We start from the raw sequence: 20,575 nt of genomic DNA, 5'->3' as shown, positions 1-20,575 counted from the left end.
ATAATATACAATCTCTTTTTGTTTTGGTAAAATAATGAAGCTGATTAGCCCCACAAATCAACCTTTCCAGACCTTTTTTTGTCGGGATTTGTAGATTGGGCGAATAATGAAGTGACTGCTTGTCCTTCTGAAGCGGATAGAGACCAGGACTCGAACCACTTGCTGTTCTTGAATAGCTCTGTTACTTCTTGCGTTGTGAGTTGTTTGAGGGAGCGGATGACATGATGCAATTGGGAAGAATAAGTTACGCTGGACAACATAGTAACCACCTCTTTTTCGGCAATATTTAACATTTATTGCAATTTTATTATACCAGAAATAATAAAATTGCAAGGGGGGAATGGCTTGGAAAATAAAAAAAATTTTCGGCTGGTACTCGTACTAGGGCTCCTTACATCCTTGCTTGTATGGTTCGGTTATATCACCTTCCAATATCCGTTTATAGGAATCATATTGAAGCAAAATGAAGAGAAGGATTGGGTTATTACCAAACTGGAAAAGGACAGTGCAAGCCTCAGATTGAACTTTCAGATCGGGGATATCATTCAAACCGTAGACGGAAATCCCCCCGAACTCCTGCCAAGCGTACAAAAATGGAGGATGATAGAGCAGGCGCAGACTATTGTTATCGAAAGGGAAGGCAAGGAGATAGAAGTTGGGGTCACGAAAGCTGCGGCAGAGGCCTCTACAAGTTCCTTCCCTTTTTTCGGCGAAATTCTTTGCCTGTCTCTGGCTGTCCTCCTGCATATCAAAGTGAAGCATTCCGTCTCCAGTCGGTTTTTGTCTCTCGTTTTTGTCAATATCGGTCTTATTTTTGCGGCACTGGGGGCTTCAGCCAGAGGAGATACGCTGGGGAAAATTACGATTACTACGTTAATGATGGTGTTCCCGATCGTATTTTTTCATTTTTTCGTTCACTTCGTAAGAGAGCGGGGCGCAGCAGCCTTCCCTTTGCATTTCTTGAAATACGTATATGGTGTCGTAGCGGTAACGCTGCTGTGCAGGGGAACCTTTTTCTTTCCTGCCATTGCCTATGATTTCTACAAGTATAACAGCAGTACCGTCATCGTCTTTTTTTTGATGGGAATCGCATTGAATTTCTTCTATTTGTCTTGGGTTTATTGGAAGTACCGAAAAGACGGCTCCTATGTGTCCGTTATTATCAAAACCGTTTTATGGGCTTTTGCGATTTCCTTTCTCCCCTTCGTAAGCCTGTCTTTTCTTCCGCAGCTGTTAACGGGTAACGATTGGGTCAACTCGTTGTATACCTCATGGTTCGTTCTGTTTTTCCCTATGTCATTTGCCTACCTGATTTTGACCAAACAATTGTATGACATTGATCTGGTGCTGCGGCGCATTTTATTTACGGTCGTGCTATCGGTGTTTCCAAGCGCACTCATTACACTGTTGAATAATTTTATTTTTACCGAGGATGCGTCCGCGAGACATTTGCTGACCGGTTTTTTTACCGTACTTACGATCATTACTTTAATTATTTATTTTCTGGAAAATTTTTTGACGAGGTTGGAAGCGATCGTATTTCCAAGGAAATATCATTTGCAGCAGGCTTTGAAGAAAATAGCCGCCAATCTCCGATCGATATCCAGCTTCAGGGAGCTTCGGGAGATTGTGCTGGTTGATATCGTGACAATGCTTCAGGTGCACGGGGCCGCTATTGCTTTTAAGCACCAGGACAGAATCGAGACCGTGCTTGAGGGAGACATTGATCTGGCCGAGGTGGAACGAATTGCCGCTCTGGACATAAGGGACCATCCGACGCTGCTTTGTATGGAGATTAATCGGAATGAGGAATATACAAGCAGCCTGATTTTGACCAGCAAAATCTCAAATACCTTGCTTAGCAAAGACGATGTCCATTGGTTGAATCTGATCATTTCTTATTTAGCGGTCAGTATGGAAAATCTCCATTTGATCGGCAAGCTGAATATTAGGCTGCAGCTGCTGGCCGCCCAAATTCCTAATGAACAGGATGCCCATGATTTTATGTGGTTTCGCAAGCTGATGTTTGATTTGCAGGAAGCCGAACGCAAGCGCATTGCTACCGACCTGCATGATACAACGCTTCAGGATCTGTTTTTCTTGAAAAAAAAATTTGCAGCGATTATGGAAAAACAAGCTCTTCAGGATGATAACTTGGAGCAGATGAAAAGCGTCATTGATTATGTGGAAATTATTAATACCAATTTACGTCAAAGCTGCTTTGAGCTGCACCCGCATCTGCTGCATGAGATCGGACTGATCGAGACGATCCGCAAAGTGATTGAAAGCGAAAGCCTGCTGTGCCCCTTTGAGCTGAAGTTTTTTACACGCGGAACGGAAGCTATCGAATATTGGGATTTGGAAATCAAGCATCACGTGTTCCGTATTGTACAGGAGCTGTTGAATAATGCGAAGAAGCATTCGGAGGCATCCCATGTAAGCATTGTGATAGCTCGTGCCGGGGACCAGTTTTTGCTGATGTATGAGGATGACGGTGTAGGCTTTGAAGTTCAGGAGGGGTTGGTTCGGGAGATTGGTGCATCGGGGACCGGGATGGAGCAGATGAAAAGCCGTGTCCTGCATCTGGACGGACAATGGAAGATTCGGACAAGCAAAGGGACCGGACTCAGACTATGGATTACATTACCGAAAAGAAAGGTACAATCGGCATGAACACGGAAATGAAGGCAATTGTGGTTGACGATCATCCGCTCATCGCGATGGCGACCAAATCGATTTTGGAACAAATCCAGGGTGTGTCTGTAATGGGAATAGCCAAAACGGGTACTGAATGCTTGGAACTGGTTGAGCAGCATAAGCCGGGACTGGTCATGCTGGACTATCATTTACCCGATCAATTCGGGAGCGGCGTCGTAAAGCAAATCAAAATGCGTTATCCAGGGATCCATGTCGTTATCTTTACCGGCATCGACGTGGCCGACATGTACAATCATTTAATTGAGCTCGGAGTGAGCGGCATTATTTCCAAGGAATCAAGTGAAAGCGTAATCCAGAATATGGTTCGCTGCATCATGGATAACTGCACGATGCTGCCTTTGCCGTTATACCGCAATATGAGGTTAATGACGAGCACGCCCTTACCGGATGCCGCTTTGACCAAGGATGAAGTCCGTATCATGTCCATGCTTATGCGGGGGGCTACCCACGAGCAGATTGCACAAGAGATTTACGTCAGCAAACGATCCGTGGACAATTATTTGAAAAAAATTTATGAGAAGCTGGGAGTTAAATCCAGAGTACAGGCTCTGGAGAAATTCGTCCAAAGCAAATATTATAACGAGATGGACCGGAGTGAAGCGTGATGAAGCAGGAAGTGTTGACGGAGCAGCATCGGATTGTTGATGCCTATGTGCCGAATGAGGGCCTGAATGGGCTGATGAAGCAATTCATCCGGGAGCATGCGGAGGGTAACCGTATTTGGTCAGACATCACTATTTATACCTACAGGATGCTGGGCGGGGAAGAAGCTGAGGTGGTGTATCGGGCGGCCGCACTGACGGAGCTTATTATACTTACTTTGGATATCGTGGACGATTTGCAGGACCGCGACCAGCCGAATAAATCGTGGATGCAGTGTCCGGAGGCGTTCACCCTCAATGCACTGCTCGCCTTTATGGCGGGGGTGATGGGCGAGCTGGCTCAGCTGCAGCAGCATGCCCGCGAAGAGGTCCCGCTGGCGGTTCAGGTCAGCCGCCTGCTGGCCCGGTCGATCAACGGTCAGCAGCAGGATGTGGGTCAGGGTCCGGATACCGAAGCCGACTATTTGGCCATGATTCAGCAGAAATCCGGCGCCCTGGTGCGGCTGGCTTGCTGTATGGGCTATGCATTGGTCCCGGACTCGTGCGGCGAGGAAACGGCCGCCTGCTTGAACGAGCTTGCGGAATGTATTGGCACCGTTGCTCAAATCGAGAATGATCTGAAGGATTTGAACCGGTTCGACCTGCATAACGATTTGCTGCAAAAAAAACGGACGCTGCCGATTTTGTACATGCTGATGCATTGCGGGGAATCGTTTCCGGTGCTGAAGTCATTTTATGAAGGTACAGTGACAGAAGAAGAATTTTTAAAGCATCAGGAGGCCTGTGTCGATTATATCGATGCTTGCGGCTGCGTGGAATATACGCGAGTCATCCAGTCTCTCTATGTGGAACGGGCGGAAACACTGCTTGAGGAGCTGCCCGCGACTCCGTGGAGGGAAGAGTGGAGAAGTCTTACGCTGGCTCCGTTTGCCGGCTGTTTGAACAGGTAGATCCTTAGATCCAACAGGCATCGCCCGCTTACCTAAGCAATAAAACCGTTAAGCACGGGAAGGTCTGGGGCTCTGTGGAAGAAACGGTGATAAGCGAGCGTATCGGAAAAGAAGAGGGGGGTTAAGATGACAAGAACCGCCATTGTGGCCGGATCTACGGGATTGATCGGCAATGGGCTGGTCCAAAAGCTGCTGCAGCACAGCGGCTACGGGAGAGTCATTACGCTGGTACGCCGGCCGACAGGGCTTCAGCATCAGAAGCTCATTGAACAGGTCGTCTCTTTCGATGACCTTCTCCTGGAAAAGGAGCTGCTGCAGGACGCAGACGTGTTCTGTACGCTGGGTACGACAATGAAGCAGGCCGGCAGCAAGGATGCCTTCCGGAAGGTCGATTATGAATATCCGATTCGGTTGGCCAAGCAAGCGGCGCAGCAGGGAGCCGCACAGTACCTTATCGTTACGGCGATGGGGGCGGACAAGCAGTCCTCTATCTTTTACAGCCGGGTCAAAGGAGAGGTGGAGGATGCGCTCCGGTCGTTGCATTTCCCGGCGCTGCATCTGTTCCGGCCCTCTCTGCTGCTGGGGGAGCGGGCCCAGTTTCGCTTCGGCGAGCGGGCATCGGCCGTCGCCATGAAGCTGCTCGGCTTCGCTTTTGCAGGGCCGCTGCGCAAGTACAAGGCTATCCCGGCTTCCGCTGTCGCCGAAGCGATGCTGCGCGCAGCGCTGGCTGGCCGCTCCGGCGTACAGGTCTACGAGTCCGATGCTATCGAGGACTTGGCGGCAGGCAAGTAGCCGCGCCGTTTTATGGCCGGCAGGGGGGCGTTCGTGTGCCTATATCTGCTGACGGTTACCCGCCAAATGACTCCCTGAATGCCCTCGCCAGTACCTGGGCATCGACCTTCCAGAGCTCTGCAATGTCCGGGCACACATTCTCCTCCCACCAATCGGACAGTGCTTTACGGTTGCTGCCGTTCTCTACAATCCATGGCAGATTCAACGCTACCTTTTTGAAATACAGGGCGTCGGCCTGCTCAACTAAATCAGGGGCGATCCACTGGTTTATTTTTTTTCGGGCCCGGTACAGCTCACGGCTGCAGGAGCGGCGAATTTTTCGTGCGGTAGGGAGTTCCTGATTATGCTTCACTTTGTTCGATGGGTTCATGCGGTTCATCGTCTCCTTCCTACCCTATGGTATGCGGGAGAGACGCCTGATGCACCTGAATTGTGAACGAAAAAGCCCCCTTGGGCGGCGGGACAGCCACAAGGGGGAGGGGGCAAGACAGGGTCAGGCATCGACAACGATATACCCGACCATCGGCCCGTTATGAGCGATATCCGGGTGCGTCAAGCAGACGATTCGGTACGTGCCGGGCTTGTCGGCCTGGAAGGAAACGATCGTTTCCTTGCCTTTTTTTACCTCACCCTTTACGTTCAGCCCGTCAATAATAAAAGGGTGGCTTGTGCCGTTAACACCATAGATGCTCAGGTTAATTTTCTCGCCTTGCTTGACGTGGATGGTCCCGGGGTCCCATCGGTACACTTCAATGGGCTTTCCGTCTGTGCCCGTCGTTTTGAACTCACCCGTTACGAGGTGGATGGTCCGGGCTTGTCCGGTCTGCGCTGTGCTGATAGAGGAAGCCGCGGTTGTTTTGGCCTCGCGATGTCCCCAATACCACGCCGCTGCGCCGACCGTGCCGAGCGCCATAATCGCAACCAGGGTCCACAGCTGGAGCTGCTTTTTACTGATGATGTATACTTTATTCACCCGTTCATCCCACCCTTTGACTGTTTGTACTACTGTATGCGTTTGCTTGTCGCTTCATGCCAGGAGTGCTGTGATACTCGTCTGGCCGGCACGCGGCTGCCACATGACGGCCATCTGATGCCCGAACGGTTGGAAGCAAGAGTTGCATTTATGGTAGAATAGAGAAAATAGAGTGATACGGGCTTGCCCCGTGGGAGAGGAAGAGGCTGTTACCGGATGCTACATCAAATGATTCAAAGCGCCATGACGTTTATTGAGAATTTAGGAGTATGGGGAATTTTACTCGGTCTTATGCTGGAAGTCATTCCAAGTGAGCTTGTGTTATCCTACGCGGGCTACCTGGCCTCTCTCGACGGAGGGATCTCGATATTCGAAGCCATTCTGTTCGGAACGATCGGATGCGTGCTGCAGCAGTTGATTTTGTATTACCTGAGCCGTTATGGCGGACGCCCTTTTCTGAACAAATACGGGAAATATTTATTGCTGAAGCCGAAGTATATCGATCTGACCGAGCGCTGGTTTCAGCAGTACGGACCAGGTATGGTGTTCGTCGCCCGCTTCCTCCCCGTTGTTAGACAAGCCATTTCAATACCGGCGGGTTTGGCCCGCATGAATTTGGCGCAATTCATTCTATATACAACCTTGGGGACGATTCCTTGGGCCATCCTGTTCGTTTACCTGGGACGCGCGCTCGGATCCAACTGGGACCAAATCGACCAATACGCATCACAATATACGAAGCCTGCGATCATTGGCGCCATCGTCCTGATCGTTCTCTTCATTGCCTATAAGTTACTTACGCGCAAAAAAGGAAAGCCCGCCCAATAAGCGGCAGGCAGGGCCTCCAGAAAGCTGTTTCTTCCAGAATTTCATACGGGAGAACGGCTTTTTTTATTGATAGAAGAACAATGAAAGAAGCAGGTGACAGGATCATGGCACTGGGCCCACGAATCGGGCAGGGGAAGACAGCGGAAGTATTCCAATGGGAGCATAATAAAATTATTAAGCTGTTTCGAAGCCGGAAGCTCGATGCGCTGCTGGAGGCGGAATGGAAGCTGAGCCGCACGGTGCAGGAGCTGAAGCTGGCGGTGCCGGCCGTTTACGGCATCGAAGCAGTGGATGGAAAAAAAGGGATCGTCTACGAGCGGATCGACGGTCCGACCTTGACCCGGCAGCTGTCGAAGAAGCCTTGGCAGCTGAACAAGCTGGCCCGGCTGATGGCGTCACAGCACTTCGAGCTCGGATGCAGGTCAGGAGCAGGGCTCCCTCCGCAGAAGCAGCTGCTCGAATATAACATTACTCACGCGCCGCAGCTGACAGAAGGCCAAAAAGCGGCGGTAATCCGGTATTTACGGCAGCTTTCGGACGGAGGGCAGGCGTGTCACGGCGATTTTCACCCGGACAATGTGATGCTGTCCTCTAAAGGGCCGGTGATTATCGATTGGACGACAGGAAGCTGCGGCCAGCCCATAGCAGATGTCGCCAGAACAGTTCTGATTCTCGAATATGCGGAGCTGCCGGCTTCGATGCCGAGGCTGATCCGTACCCTGCTGACTGTGCTTCGCAGAAAGCTCAAGCAGGAATATACCTCCGCTTACTTGGCCTTGTCCGGCCATTCGTTGGAGGATATCCGGATGTGGACCCTTCCTCTTGCGGCAGCCCGGCTCATCGAGGGAGTCACGGGGGAAGAGGAGCGGCGGCTGCTCCGGCTTGTTCAGGAACGGATTTCTTCAGGGCAGCCTGTGGTTTGAATTGCCTAGGTGCTTATTTTTATATAGAATGAATAATATACCAACCTTAAGGAGGGCTTTATCGCATGAGCGCTAATTTAGCCAGCAAGCTGAGAACCGGCTTGAAGCCGCAGCAGTTTATCGACGGCATGACGAAGAACCAGGAGAAATTCGTGGAGTGGTACGAAGCCTTCGCATGGGATAATGAGGATGACAAAGAGTTTTTTGATTCGTTGAATAATCGTGACGATCTGCGCTGCCTGATTTTGATGGCGGATTGGTGCGGGGATGTCGTTCGTAACGTACCGGTCGTGTTTCGCGCGTTAGAAAATTCGGGTATTCCGGTAGAAGTACTTATCAAGGAGGAGCATCCCGATGTGATGGCTCAATTCTTGACAGGGGGGGGCGAAGCGATCCCGATCGTTATTTTCACCGACTTCAGCGGTCACGTATTAGGACATTGGGGCCCTCGTCCGCAGCATGTACAGGCGGTTATGAACAAGTTCAAGCAGGAGAACCCGGACCGCACAGCGCCTGACTATGATGAGAAAATTAAAGTGGCGCGTCAGGAAATGGGTGCCCAGTACGGAGAAGGCACAGGCTACCATGCTGTGATCGTGAAAGAACTTCGCGACCTTCTCTCTACGTTCTAAGGCGGAATGTGCCGATGAGCTTAGAAGGGGTTAAAATTGAGTCGTTTTCCTTGGGGCCGCTGGGAACGAACGCGTATCTGCTGTCCCGCCCGGAGGAGAATAAGGGGATCATTATTGATCCCGGCATGAACCCGAAGCCGCTGCTGAAGCGAATAGAGGGGATGGATATTGAGGCGATTCTGCTGACGCATGCGCATTTTGACCATATCGGCGGCGTGGACGAGATCCGCAAGCTGAAGGGCTGCCCTGTGTACCTGCACGATGCGGAAGCTGATTGGCTGACCAATGCCAACCGCAACGGCTCCAACCGGTGGCCGGAGCTCGGCGGTCCAATTGTGACTGATCCGGCGGAATACGCGCTCGACGAGGGGCAGATTTTAAAGCTGCTTGGTCTCGAGCTGAGAGTGTTCCATACGCCGGGCCATTCGCCCGGCAGTGTCAGCTTCCTCACAGGGCCCCATTTGTTCGGGGGCGATGTACTGTTCCGTCTGTCGGTGGGCCGGACGGACCTGCCGGGGGGCCGCAACGAGGAACTGTTGGATTCGATCCACAACAAGCTGTTCCAATTGCCGGATGAGACGATCGTCTACCCGGGGCACGGAGCCAAGACGACGATCGGGTATGAGAAAGAAAATAATCCATACGTATAACCGTTTTGCGAATCTCCTCTGTTCACGCTCTTGCGGCGTTAGCGGAGGAGATTTTGCTTTGTCCTGAATAGGATGGGGTGAGGGGGGATGGCGAATGGACCGCCAGCTTGTGATACGGAGAGCTATTTTTCTATCAGCCGCGTCCTATCAAGCGATGAAAAGATACAAAAGCCGCAGCGGCTTTGTGCTGCCCCAGGGCTACACCCTGCTATCCACATTAGGCAGCGGGGAGGACTCATGGTTCGGCTGCATTATGGGCTCGGACAAACGGATTGTCGTTGCGTTCAGAGGAACGGAGAACAGCTCTGAGATGATGCGTGGCCTGGATTTCACACAGGTTGTGTTTCCGTACGGGAAGACCGGCGGCAGGACCCATAGAGGGTACATGGAGCTGTACCGCGATACGATTCGCACGCCCTTGCTCAAGTCGCTGCGCAAGTTCTGGACGTCCGGCAGATCGCTATGGGTAACCGGTCATAGTTTGGGCGGGGCTATGGCTACGCTCAGTGCTGTCGATATCGCCGCCAACAGCAAGTTCAAGCAGCCGCTCGTCTATACGTTCGGCTCGCCGAAGGTAGGAGATCCGGTCTTTGCCGCCGCTTTTGACCGCACAATCGAGCATTCGGTGAGGGTGGTGAACACCAATGATCTCGTGCCTCAGCTGCCGCCATCGATGGAAGGCAGTATCTACTCGCATGTCAAAGGCTTGGTTGAAATTACAATCCATCGCTCCAACGTATTCAGCAACCATCACATTTTGCAGTATCATCGCAAGCTGGCTGAGCTGGACCCATCCTATGCCGAAGCGATGTGCGGGACACATCCGGGGTTTTGTTCGTTAGATAAAAAAGCTTGAAGCCGAGCCTTGTTGAAGGACAAGAGTAGAAAAAAGACCTCGATCCGCCTGACGGTTCTGAAGAACCAGAGGGTGGAGCGAGGTCTGAACTCACAGGCTATTATTTTAACAATTGATAAAACACACCGATGACCAGCAGTAATGCCGATGAAGTGAAGAAGAAATAACTGAAATATCGAATCGGTGAAGGCATATCGCCTGTTCCCGTCTGTCGTACGGATTTTGCAGCGTTCTGCGGCATTTTGAAGTGCTCCGGCTCCCCGGAAGGGATGGCCTCTTGGAGCGGCATGATGCCTGCAGACTCGTTATGTATGGGTGTTTCCTGAACGGGATCTCTCATGGGTCATGCCCTCCTCATCTGAGCTAACTTCAAAATCGAGCTGCTGTTATAGTATAAGACGTACGGAACAACAAAAAGTTGCATCCGTTTTCAATACTTTTTTTACCACAATCGAATCTATAAGCTTCCGGGGACATCGGATGTGAAAATTACTAACGGGCATTCGTCTAATTTTTCCGCTATGGGTGAATACCGTGTTCCCCATGGGTGATTCTCCATAGACTGTTGATGTGTTCGTTAGGAACACGCCTTTACATTTAACGGAGGTGTCCTCATGGAAAAATACAAACCGATGCCAATGCCTGCACCTATGCCGCTGCCGGCTGTTTCCCCAGTCTCGATGGGTCCGGCAAGCAAGCCGATGCCAATGCCATACCCAAGCTACACGGCTCCTGTCAACATTCATGCAAGCTATGAAGAAATCAACATTTATGAGCCGAAAAAACATCATGGATGCGGAACATGGTATACTTCAGCCGGAATTATTCTGGTCCTGTATATCCTGCTGGTTATTATTTTGCGCGGAACGGGTTTAGGGCCTGCCGCTTGCAAATAAGAACCGACCGCCTGTAGACGACTTCGTGCGGTAAGCCGCATTGAGTCCTCTGCCATGATAGAAAGGCTCCTTACTCTAACGGGTGGGGGTGAGGAGCCTTTCGCGGGTGGCTCATACGGGCGACGGCGCGCTTACATATATTGCAGTTTGTGTTTAGGTCATGATGGCTCCGCTTCCTCCGTATGCTTGACAGGACTCGGCTTTCGGTAGCGGAGCAGCTCAGACACGGTGACGAACTTATAGCCTCTTTGTTTGAGCTCCGGTAATATTTGCTTCAATGCCGCGATCGTTTCCGTCCGGCCTTCGACATAATCGTGGAACAGGACGATATCCCCGTTACGTGCGTTTTTCAGCACCTTGGATGTAATCTTGTGGACACCTGGCGTATCCCAGTCCAACGTATCCATATGCCATGACCACATTACGACCATGAAGCCCTCTTTCCTCGCGGTTTGGATGAGCATTTCGTTATAATAGCCGCCAGGGGGCCGGAACAGCTGCGGTTTTTGACCTGAGATGCGATAGATAGCCTCCTGCGCTTTTCCCAGCTCGTCGTGGATTCGGCGTTCCGTTACGCCCCGGTTGAAGTAGGCGTGGTGATACGTGTGGTTGCCCAGCTCGTGACCTTCCGCGACTTCCCGTTGAACAAGCTCAGGGTATCGCTCCGCCTTGTTTCCGATAAGGAAAAAGGTGGCTTTGACATCGTACTGCTTCAGCAAATCCAAAATTTGCGGCGTATCCGCAGGGTCCGGCCCGTCGTCAAAGGTGAGGGCCATCATCTTTTCCTCCGTCGGGACTTCCCAAACGACCTCTCCCCGCTGCTCATAGTAAGCCCGCCCTTTGCCCGGTGCGGCCTCGACATTCGAACACCAAACCAAGCAACCGGCCAGCACACTTGCTTTGATTGCCATGCTCCACATACCCTTCGTCCTCCGCATCAGCTTTTGTCATGAAAAATCGATAGCCTAGTTTTCCCTTTTATGTGGGGGATTACCCATGTTCCTGCAAGTGCGTAAAGCTTAACCTTTTGTAGGCTTACAGCATGCAGGAAGCTGGCTTGGGGTGAATGTATTAGGGGCTTACCAGCCACCGGGATATTGTATGGATCATGTAGCTGCCCTCTGCCCGGCATGGTATGATAATGGAAAAAAAGGAGATACATCCGATCCGATGAAAAAGTTTGAAGCCCAGGTTTTAGCTGTGTTGGCCGCAAGGGAGCACGGTTCCTTCATTACCCAACGCGAGGAACAGTTGAATATAGAGCTTGCGGGAATTCCCGGCGACCGCCATTACGGGCTGCTTCGCCCCGCGGATTCCCGGCAAAAGTGGTACCCTCGGGGAACGATGATCGCCAATCGCAGGCAAATCAGCATCGTCTCAGCGGAAGAATGCGCCCGAATCGCATCGTCTCTTGGCGTGGAACGGATTTTGCCCGAATGGCTAGGAGCCAATATCTTGTTAAGCGGCTATGAACCGCTGACGCTGCTGCCGCAGGGGGCAAGATTGTTGTTCCCGGGAGGGGTGGGATTAATTTGCGAAGGGGAAAATCTGCCCTGCCGCGGCCCTGGCAAAGTGATCGCAGACGCTTTAGGAGATGAGCGGTTGGAAGCTTCTTTTGTCAAAGCGGCCAAGCAGCTGCGGGGAATTGTATGCTCGGTGGAGAGGGAAGGCATGATTATGCCGAACGAGCCTGTCACCATTGCTATGATTTAATCGAAATTTGTTGCATGGACAAGGAAAATGTGGTAATTTATAGTCAATATTTGTAACAGTTGAGCGGAAGAACCGCCTCTCCCATGCGTAACGCATGGAAGGGGCGGTTTTTTTGCGTATTGAAACATTCAAGGGAGGTGCTGCCAATGCCGATGCAACAACCGTTTTCCGGTTTAACCGGTTTGCAAGTCCATGAGGTGCTGGGAGGGCGCTACCGCATCGTATCCAAGCTCGGCAGCGGGGGAATGGGGACTGTCTATTTAGCGGAGGATCTGCGTCTTCCCGGCAAGCGCTGGGCGGTCAAGGAGTCGAGAATGGAAGGTGAGGAATCGGCAGCGGCCTCTGCAGAAGCGGATATGCTGATTCGGCTGCAGCACCCGAACTTGCCGGAGATCGTCGATTATTATCCCGCCAATGCGCAGGGCTACCGCTATTTGATTATGGATTATATCGAAGGGGAGACGCTGCAGCAGCGGTTTGAGCGTCAGGGGCGACGTATGCCGGCCAGTCAGCTGATTTCTTACGTTGTTCAGCTTTGCGATTTATTTCATTATCTTCACACCCGCCGACCTGAGCCTGTCGTATACCGGGATTTGAAGCCATCCAATTTGATGATTGATTTGCAGGAACAAATCCGGCTGATTGATTTCGGCATTGCCCGCAGCTTTAAGGCAGGGCAAGCGATGGATACGGTACCGATCGGTACCGTTGGCTTCGCGGCACCGGAACAATTCGCGGGGCGGCAGACGGATACGCGGACGGATCTGTATTCGCTCGGGGCCTTGATGTATTTTGTGCTGAGCGGCGGGCAGTACTATCACGCCGCGCGCAAGCCCTTGGGCGAGCTGGACACCAGCCTCCCGGCGAGCCTCACCGGGCTCGTCGGGAAGCTGCTGCAGGCGGAGCCCGCCGCGCGCTGCCAATCCGCGGCGGAGGTGCGCCGCGAGCTGCTGCGCCTGCTGCCGCCGCAGGCGGGCGGCAGCCTCTCGCAGACGCGCAGCGGCACAGCCGCCGGCGGGGCCGCCGCACCGCGGCCGCGCGTGCTCGCGGTCGGCGCGCTCTACGCGGGAGCGGGCGCGACGTTCGCCGCGCTCGCGATGGCCCGCGCGCTGCAGGCGCTGGGCGTGCCGCACGCGGTGCTTGAGCCGCCGACGCGGCAGCCGGAGCTGTACGCGCTGCTCTTCGGCGAGAAGCACGCACCGGCGGGCTACCGCTGCTACAACGATGCACGCGGCCCTGTGCCCTGGGACGCGGCGCCCTGGATTGACGGCGGCACGCTGTGGCTGCCGTCGGCTGCGGGCGGCGGCCCGGATGAGGCCGCCGGGATGGAGGGACGGGGGGCTGCTTTAGCCCCGTCCCCGGCTTCGATGGCGGTGGCCGAAGCAGCGGCCGCGCCTTATGGGAGGCCGTCCGCTTACAGCGACGGGTCGGCCTATTGGGGTGCCGCTGCGGGAGAGGCAGCCGCTGAAACCGGGATGGAGGCGAACGCCGGGGCGCATGAGATGACGCCGCTGCGGCAGCTTCTCTGCAGGCTGGACCGGCCCGTTGTCGTGGCGGATATCGGGTCGGACTGGCAGCAGCCGGCTGTATGCGAGCTGTTGGCTGCTGCCGATGATGTTGTCTATGTGGTCGAGCCGCTGCTGCATAAGCTCGACTCCCTAGCGGCACGCCGCAATCTGCTGCAGCTTGATGCAGCGCGGCAGAGCGGGAAGCGTGTGCAGGGCCTCGCCAATAAAGCTGTGGCACTTAGGCAGACCGGACAGTGGCTGAAGGCACTCCCGGAGCCCCCCGCCTGCCTGCTGCCATTGATTGACTTCAGCTTGATAGCCGAAGCCAGCTGGCAAGGGAGTTTGGTTCAGCAGCACCCGGCAGTCGAGCCGCAGCTTGTGAGGGCGTTGGTTCCCTGGCTGAAGATTTTGCTCCAGTCCCATAGGCCCGCAGATGCAATGAATGCGAGTGGGGGCCATGGCGAAAGGACGACAGCCCCGGGCACCAGGCGCATGCTGCACAAGCTATGGAAAAACGGATAAAACGGAGGCAAAGGCAAGATGAGCTTTGGTTATAAGTGCCTGTATTATGTGTTGGTGATCGGATTATGCTTGTCCGGTCCGGCCCTGCTGATCGTGTGGAAATGGGGGATAGAGCCTGTATGGGGGACCGTGGATGTGGTGGTTGCTGCCCGTCCGGTTGAGCAGGGAGCCAGCTTGTCCGAGGCGGATGTGAAGATAGCCAAGATTAAAAGGGACCAGCTGGTCAAAGGAGCCAAGGTGAAGCTGACGGATGTGCTCCAGCAGGAGACATCGAGGCCGCTAAGAGGAAACGAGCAGCTGACCGATGCGATGCTGAACACCGGGCATTTGCTTCCTTCGCCGGGGGAATGGAACATGCCTCTGCCGACGGAATGGATTTTTGGGAAGCCGCCTGGGAGCTTGCTTCGAGGGGACCGTGTCTCATTACTGCTCGTTCAGAAGGAGGAGAGCAAGAAGGCCGAAGGGAAGCCGGAGCAGGAGCTGAACCGGGAAAGGCTGGAGCAGCTGGACATTTCCTATGCAGAGGAAAAGAAGCTTCGTGATATCGTTGTCAGCTATGCCAAAGGAACGAATAATCAGGAGATTGCTTCGACGGATGACAGGAAGAAGCCGACAGGCTCTGTCAGCACAGTGGAGCTTATTGTGAATGAGGAGCAGAAAGAGCTGATTCGTAAATATGGGAGCAAGGGGTACAAATTTTTAATTGTATATCAATGATGGTGGCGCTGCTGCATCGCAAAACCACAAAGGAGGAATGCAGGTTGAATGCATATGTAGTATCGGCCGACCGGAGACTGCTGGAGGCGATGAGAGGCTCCGGACACTTTGATACCGTCGTGTCCGTTTCCAAAGAAATGGCTGGAGTATTGATAAGCGAAGCTGAGGAGCGTTCACGAATTCCCTCGGCATCAGATAACGGACAGCTGACTTTTGATCCCGGGATGCATACGAAATTGAACACGCTGGAGGCGGATGGCCTTCCTGTATTTGATCGTAATGCAGCCCGTGTATGGCTCGTGAGCGATACGCAGCTTGATATTTACGAGGCTATGGCACTTGGCAGCGGTGAGCCCCACAGCCGGATCGTATACATGTTGAGCAACGGGCTTGACCCGCAAGCTCTCAAAACGAGGCAAAGCCTATGTGCCGCGCATGGGCTTTCCTATACGCTCCCTTACCATACGGCGGAGCAGGTAGCCGACATCGCAGCGGGTGTAGGGGCTTCCAGGGACAAGCCTCTTAGTAAAGTGATCACGGGTATCGCCGCTCTGCCTCAGCTGGGCCTTACCTCGAGCCTGCTTCGTACCGGAATCACATTAAGCCGGATGTCCGGTATTCGAGTCGGCATTCTCGGCTTAAACGGCTGGAACCCGGGGGACAGCGGGATCAGGTACACGGGTAAATACTTGGATGAGCTGTGGGGGAGCTTGCAGGGCCGCCAGCTGCAGGCTCACGAGCTGAAAGGGAAAATGCACCAGCTGGCCCCCGGCGCTCATTACCTTGCGGGCAGCCGAGATTTAAAGAAGCTTTACTATTACAACATTGAAGGCACCTCGTGGTTGATTGATAAGGCGAAGGAATGCTTTGACCTGCTTCTAATTGATGCCGGCAGCTATCCTGATCATGCCCTTGCCGCACAAAGCATATTGGCATCGGATTTGCTGCTCGTTCAGATGCATCAGCACCCGCAGGCGAAGCTGCAGTGGGGGCGGCTGTGCGACCATATATTACAGCCGGTGTTTCGCTGGGAAGAACGGCAATCCTTGCTGCTCTTTAATCAGATGCACCGGTCACCGGAAATGGAAACCGAGAAGCAGCTTTCACGCCAGCTGGGCCTGCCCTATGTAGGCAGTCTCCCGTTTGTTCAGGGCTTTTCCCGTGCGGAGGCGGAGGAAAGCTTGCTTGAGCGGCAATGGCCCGATTATGACAAGGAGCTGGCCAAAGCCTGCCGGGCGCTGCTGCATTTTTACGATATTCCTCTGCTGCCCTCTGCCTCAGCTTCAAGCATGGAGGGAAAAGCACACGAGCTGGAGGTTTCGTCCAAAAGCAGCTCATGGCTTCGCTGGATGAAGCCTGTTAAGGGGGCGTAAGATGAATAGTTCCAAGCCGCTGCGATTTCATATCGGACAATTTCGTCCCCATCCGGATCATGAAGCCGCCCAGACTACAGCTTCAGTTTCCTCTGATGCGGGGCTGGAAGGCTACGTCCATGCGGAGAAGAACCAGGGCTCCGTATTCGAACAGGCGTGCCGTGCTTATAGGGAGCTTGCGGGGGAACGGTTCGCCGGGGCGATAAACCGCGGTCATGCGGACCGCTTGCCGGGAGGAGGGCCTTCCGGGGGCGATGAGGCGGAAGCTTTTGTAGAGCTTGAGAATCAAGCGATTATCGGGGTCCCTGAAACCGTGACGGCCATTATGGAGCAGATTCAATCGTATGTCGATCAGCAGGGACTGCATCAGGTGGAGCTGCCGGATTATTATGTCGGTCTGCGTTCATATGCAAGGGAGGAGCAGCGCTGCTACTCGGATGTGACCCATGCCATGTTCCATGAAATGTACGGCTTCAAGGTGCTGGCCTGCTGGCAGATGTATCCCGACAGCTATGCCGCCCAAATTATCGGCACTTCGATTTGGATTCATCACGGCGGCAGACATGAAAGGATGCCGTTTCAATTTGCTTCTACGCAGGAGGTAGACAAAATCATCAGGGCGCTCACCCGGCAAAAGGAAGACGCCATCGTCAACTTGTACCATACGACACTGGAGGTGGATTTATATACGGGCGAGCGGGTGACGTTGACGGTTAAGCCGGATGTGAAGCACGACGTCATTACATTCCGTCGATTCCTGATCGGACGGGTGACTATAGACGATTTGGCTGATGAACGAAGACGGACTTTGCCGCCGGAGGCAGTGGATTTGCTGAGGGGACTATCCAAAACCCATTGTAATACTTTGATTGTCGGTCCGCCAGGAACGGGAAAATCGACTACGTTGAAGGCGCTTTTGGCTGAACGGGCGGATCATTATACCGGTGCCATTATCGAGAAGCACTATGAGCTGGCGGCCAGCCGGGATTTCCCCGAGAAAAAGCTGATCGAACGGGTGACGCACGAAAGCGCGTTTCACCATGCAATGGACCAGGTGCTTCGCTTCGACGTTGATTATGCGATTATCGGTGAGGTGAGGCGGGTCGAGGCAGAAGGGGCTATGCTTGCCTGCGAGCGGCTGTTGAAGGGCTTCGGCAGCACGTTTCATACGTGGAAGCCGGAAACCGTTCCCTCCCAGTTCGCCCGTTTGCTGTGCAGCCTGACGCCGGGCCTCCGTTTTGAAGAAGAGGAGAAGCGGGTCGCTGAAAATATCGATATTCTTATTGTTCAGTCACAGGACGTGACCCGGACACGCAAACGGATCAAGAGTGTTATGGAGCTTCGTTACAATCGCTTTAACGGGGAGATCAGCACACATGAGCTGATGCGTTGGGACGAACATACGGACACCTGGACGTACCGGCTGGATTTGAGCGACACACTGTATCGGGAGATGCGGGAGGTAGAGCCGGTCTGGGCGGATCAAACGCGACGGACACTAGAACGGCTGGGCCAGGTGTCCCCTATCGCTACGGGCGAAGGTGTCGTCATTTACAACCCGTCCGACGGTCATCCGCTGCACCGGATTCAACAAACATTGGATCGGCTGGCAGGCGTTGTACAGGGAGCTTCGGCTTCAGCAGCCGGAGTCCCTCCAGAGGAGAGGACAATGTGCCATGCTGCAATAAAGGAGGGCGGCATGGAAAATGACCTTCTATCCGCTCCTTAATGCGGCTATTCTTGTCCTCTCCGCCTGGCTGTTCTCCGCAGGGCTTTACCTTGCATTAAGGCCGTTGCTCCGCTTCACAAGGGAGCTGGTACGAACGGATCGCCGTCATCAATCCAGCATGAAGAGGCTGGCCAAGCGGAGTTTATCCAATGAGCGGCCTAATCGGGTCCTACAGATGTGGCAGCGTTGGCGCCGTGAGCTGGAGCTGCTTCTCAAAGCGACACAAGGGGGACGGTATCGGGACACCTCCTTGCAGCGATTTGTCGTGCTGACTATAGCAACGGCATGCTCGGTAAGCATGGTCGGCTATTTTATTACAGCAGACGTCAGGTTCAGCCTGTTTGCCGCAATCCTGACAATTGCCGCGCCTGTCCTTTATCAGCGTATCAAGCTGAGAAGTCTTCAAATTCAAACGGGTTATGATCTTGCGGAGGCCGTTGGCATATTGTCCAGCAAATATAAAGTAACCCGCGGCAATATGCGGCTTGCGCTTCAATTATCCAGTCAGGAGGTCGGCTCCGAGCCGATCCGCAGGCATTTTATGAATTGGATTCGGGAGGAGCTGAATTATGTCGATGTACGGGAGATGGAGAGGGCGGTGGAAGAGTTTATTTATGGCATCCAAACCTCGTTTGCCAAACAGCTCGGCTTAACGGTGCTGAAAGGGCTGCTGCGCGGTGAGAATGTTGAGAATACACTGATGGCCATTGACAAGAACATTCACAAACAAATCGACATGCTGCGCGACGAAGGAGATTCTAGCTCGGAGGTACTGCAGCTGAGCTGGCTGCACGTCATTTTGTTTCCCTTATTGATGGTGTTAATGGTTACTTTTATGGGGTACAACAGCACAGTCCATTACCAGCTGGAAACCGAGCAGGGGAGGTTTTGGCTGACGACAACAGTTTGCTTTATTGTCGGGTCGCTGCTATTGGCCATGTGGTTCCGGCGTCCCCCTAACGACTACTAAATACGAAAGGCAGGCCTTCGATGAAATGACCTATGGGGAGCAAGGGTACAGGCTAGCGGGTATGCTGCTCGGGCTTTTGATCTGTTTGCTATACGGGTTTGCCGCTTATTTGGTCCACCGCAGACTCCGATCGCCGGTTTCCTTGAAGCATTTGACCCGTCTTCAGTATATGCGCCTGCAGCGCTGGCTCCATCATCCCGAGCTTGAGGAGCGGCTTGCGGGCAGCGGTTATCCGCTGCGGCTGAACGCGTGGCGTATTCAGTCGCTTAGATACGGCATCGCATTTGTTTGGTTAATCAACAACCTGTACGATGCGGTGATTCAGTGGGAGGAGCAGCCTTGGCCCAGACTCGTGCTTCAGCTTTGGGGGCCGGTTGTGCTGCTTTTGATGACCAATACGAAGGCTTCCTTGCTGACTTACTTTTTACGCAAATGGAAAGAGGTTGACGACGGCGAGAAAAACCGGGAGCTCTTTATGATTTACAGCATGATTGCCGACGAATTGAAGGCGAGCGGCCGGAGAAGATTGAACTTGCATACGCTCTTGACGAAGCTGCGGGATTATACGATACGAATTAAGCCGTCCCTTCATAAGGGATTGCGGAGGTTTGACGAAGGGGCGCACGCCGCATTGAAAGTGATTGCCGAGGATATCGGCACAAGGGAAGCGAAGGAGCTGTGCAAGCTTTTGGCCGACCTGGAGCTGACGCCGCCTGAGGAGCTGTCTGCCTTAGTCGATGCAAGGGAAGAGAGCTACACCCAGATGCTGCGTGAAAATCGCCGGCGGCGGCGCAAATTTTTCGGTAATTTAGCTTACGGTGCGGCTTTTAGCCCTTTGCTTATCTATTTATGGAATGCGCTCAATATAGCGCAGCAATATGTTACGGATTTAGCGCGCAATACGAACCAATTCGGGTCCTGAAGATGGTGCCCAACTGAACCTAAGAGGAGAGTGGAACGTTTTGAAACCGGCCTTGGAAAAATTTTTATTAATCGCCGCTACGCTTGCTGCCATCGGTATTTTTATTTATGTCGCGCTGTGGACTTCCATTAAAGATAAGAAGACGCAAATGGACAATTTGTTTAACAGAACGAACTTAATAAATGTACCACTACAAGAGCGGACTAATGGTTTCTTCGATCCTCCATTTATCGTTGATCTTCACGATCTTTATAGAGCTAAACAGTCGCTGAATCAGCATTTTCCTCCTTGCATCGGTGTT

22 protein-coding genes are annotated in these 20,575 nt (G+C 53.2%); 18 read left to right on the top strand and 4 right to left on the bottom strand.

Translation table 11 applies throughout. The annotated features are described in order from the left end of the window. The first annotated feature begins 345 nt into the window (after positions 1 to 345). From CF651_RS31020 to CF651_RS31005, 4 genes are all read left to right on the top strand, one after another. On the top strand, positions 346 to 2,673 hold the full coding sequence (locus CF651_RS31020) for an ATP-binding protein (protein ID WP_094018732.1): 2,328 nt from the start codon (positions 346 to 348) through the stop codon (positions 2,671 to 2,673). Beyond that, on the top strand, positions 2,634 to 3,323 hold the full coding sequence (locus tag CF651_RS31015; RefSeq protein WP_245856226.1) for a response regulator transcription factor: 690 nt from the start codon (positions 2,634 to 2,636) through the stop codon (positions 3,321 to 3,323). The genes CF651_RS31020 and CF651_RS31015 overlap by 40 nt, the downstream gene beginning before the upstream one ends. After that, entirely contained in the window at positions 3,323 to 4,270 is a 948-nt protein-coding gene (locus CF651_RS31010; protein WP_094018731.1) for a polyprenyl synthetase family protein, read from the top strand. Before CF651_RS31015 ends, CF651_RS31010 begins: the two co-directional genes overlap by 1 nt. 126 nt (positions 4,271 to 4,396) lie before the next feature. Further along, positions 4,397 to 5,062: an NAD(P)H-binding protein gene (locus CF651_RS31005; RefSeq protein ID WP_094018730.1), complete on the top strand. Its 666-nt coding sequence runs from the start codon at positions 4,397 to 4,399 to the stop codon at positions 5,060 to 5,062. A gap of 55 nt (positions 5,063 to 5,117) precedes the next feature. Here the strand turns inward: CF651_RS31005 and CF651_RS31000 are convergent, their stop codons facing one another. Then, entirely contained in the window at positions 5,118 to 5,432 is a 315-nt protein-coding gene (locus tag CF651_RS31000) for a dehydrogenase (RefSeq protein ID WP_094018737.1), read from the bottom strand. 123 nt (positions 5,433 to 5,555) lie between these two features. Then, positions 5,556 to 6,035, bottom strand: coding sequence for a cupredoxin domain-containing protein (locus CF651_RS30995; RefSeq protein ID WP_245856225.1), 480 nt, complete (start codon positions 6,033 to 6,035; stop codon positions 5,556 to 5,558). A 216-nt stretch (positions 6,036 to 6,251) separates the two neighbouring features. Between CF651_RS30995 and uptA the strand changes: the two genes are divergently transcribed. The 5 genes from uptA (at position 6,252) to CF651_RS30970 (ending at position 9,924) form a co-directional block, all read left to right on the top strand. Further along, entirely contained in the window at positions 6,252 to 6,863 is a 612-nt protein-coding gene (gene uptA / locus CF651_RS30990; RefSeq protein WP_094018729.1) for an undecaprenyl phosphate transporter UptA, read from the top strand. 104 nt (positions 6,864 to 6,967) lie between these two features. Beyond that, positions 6,968 to 7,786, top strand: a complete 819-nt coding sequence (locus tag CF651_RS30985; RefSeq protein ID WP_179233080.1) for an aminoglycoside phosphotransferase family protein — start codon at positions 6,968 to 6,970, stop codon at positions 7,784 to 7,786. Between the two features lie 65 nt (positions 7,787 to 7,851). Next, a complete protein-coding gene (locus tag CF651_RS30980) occupies positions 7,852 to 8,418 on the top strand; it encodes a thioredoxin family protein (RefSeq protein ID WP_094018727.1) in 567 nt (188 codons plus the stop codon). 14 nt (positions 8,419 to 8,432) lie between these two features. Then, on the top strand, positions 8,433 to 9,068 hold the full coding sequence (locus CF651_RS30975; protein ID WP_094018726.1) for an MBL fold metallo-hydrolase: 636 nt from the start codon (positions 8,433 to 8,435) through the stop codon (positions 9,066 to 9,068). Between the two features lie 94 nt (positions 9,069 to 9,162). Beyond that, entirely contained in the window at positions 9,163 to 9,924 is a 762-nt protein-coding gene (locus CF651_RS30970) for a lipase family protein (RefSeq protein WP_094018725.1), read from the top strand. Positions 9,925 to 10,024: 100 nt separating this feature from the next. Here CF651_RS30970 and CF651_RS30965 read toward each other — a convergent pair whose 3' ends face one another. Further along, on the bottom strand, positions 10,025 to 10,264 hold the full coding sequence (locus tag CF651_RS30965; protein WP_094018724.1) for a hypothetical protein: 240 nt from the start codon (positions 10,262 to 10,264) through the stop codon (positions 10,025 to 10,027). Positions 10,265 to 10,538: 274 nt separating this feature from the next. Between CF651_RS30965 and CF651_RS30960 the strand changes: the two genes are divergently transcribed. Then, positions 10,539 to 10,820 carry a hypothetical protein gene (locus CF651_RS30960; protein WP_094018723.1) on the top strand — a complete coding sequence of 94 codons (282 nt, stop codon included), beginning with the start codon at positions 10,539 to 10,541 and terminating at the stop codon, positions 10,818 to 10,820. 158 nt (positions 10,821 to 10,978) lie between these two features. On the opposite strand, the gene CF651_RS30955 is transcribed toward CF651_RS30960, so the two are convergent. Next, positions 10,979 to 11,740, bottom strand: coding sequence for a polysaccharide deacetylase family protein (locus CF651_RS30955; RefSeq protein ID WP_094018722.1), 762 nt, complete (start codon positions 11,738 to 11,740; stop codon positions 10,979 to 10,981). A 250-nt stretch (positions 11,741 to 11,990) separates the two neighbouring features. Here CF651_RS30955 and CF651_RS30950 point away from each other — a divergent pair, with 250 nt between their 5' ends. The 8 genes from CF651_RS30950 to CF651_RS30915 all read left to right on the top strand — a co-directional run. Next, the gene (locus CF651_RS30950) at positions 11,991 to 12,533 is read left to right on the top strand and encodes an MOSC domain-containing protein (protein ID WP_094018735.1); all 543 of its coding nucleotides are present in this window, start codon (positions 11,991 to 11,993) and stop codon (positions 12,531 to 12,533) included. Between the two features lie 146 nt (positions 12,534 to 12,679). Then, positions 12,680 to 14,563, top strand: a complete 1,884-nt coding sequence (locus CF651_RS32595) for a serine/threonine protein kinase (protein WP_245856224.1) — start codon at positions 12,680 to 12,682, stop codon at positions 14,561 to 14,563. Between the two features lie 18 nt (positions 14,564 to 14,581). Further along, entirely contained in the window at positions 14,582 to 15,280 is a 699-nt protein-coding gene (locus CF651_RS30940; RefSeq protein WP_094018721.1) for an SAF domain-containing protein, read from the top strand. 44 nt (positions 15,281 to 15,324) lie between these two features. After that, entirely contained in the window at positions 15,325 to 16,653 is a 1,329-nt protein-coding gene (locus CF651_RS30935; RefSeq protein ID WP_144029144.1) for a P-loop NTPase family protein, read from the top strand. A 1-nt stretch (position 16,654) separates the two neighbouring features. After that, the gene (locus CF651_RS30930; RefSeq protein ID WP_094018719.1) at positions 16,655 to 18,382 is read left to right on the top strand and encodes an ATPase, T2SS/T4P/T4SS family; all 1,728 of its coding nucleotides are present in this window, start codon (positions 16,655 to 16,657) and stop codon (positions 18,380 to 18,382) included. Next, positions 18,360 to 19,352: a hypothetical protein gene (locus CF651_RS30925; protein WP_094018718.1), complete on the top strand. Its 993-nt coding sequence runs from the start codon at positions 18,360 to 18,362 to the stop codon at positions 19,350 to 19,352. The genes CF651_RS30930 and CF651_RS30925 overlap by 23 nt, the downstream gene beginning before the upstream one ends. Positions 19,353 to 19,377: 25 nt before the next feature. Then, on the top strand, positions 19,378 to 20,274 hold the full coding sequence (locus CF651_RS30920; protein WP_094018717.1) for a hypothetical protein: 897 nt from the start codon (positions 19,378 to 19,380) through the stop codon (positions 20,272 to 20,274). A 40-nt stretch (positions 20,275 to 20,314) separates the two neighbouring features. Next, positions 20,315 to 20,575 (top strand): hypothetical protein (locus CF651_RS30915; RefSeq protein WP_144029143.1); only part of this gene is annotated, 261 nt, incomplete at its 3' end.

Origin of the sequence: Paenibacillus rigui, from assembly GCF_002234615.1 — a bacterium.
In the GTDB taxonomy this organism is placed as follows: domain Bacteria; phylum Bacillota; class Bacilli; order Paenibacillales; family NBRC-103111; genus Paenibacillus_S; species Paenibacillus_S rigui.
Note: the sequence above shows the minus strand (reverse complement) of the source record. Positions and strands in the feature narration are given on the sequence as shown.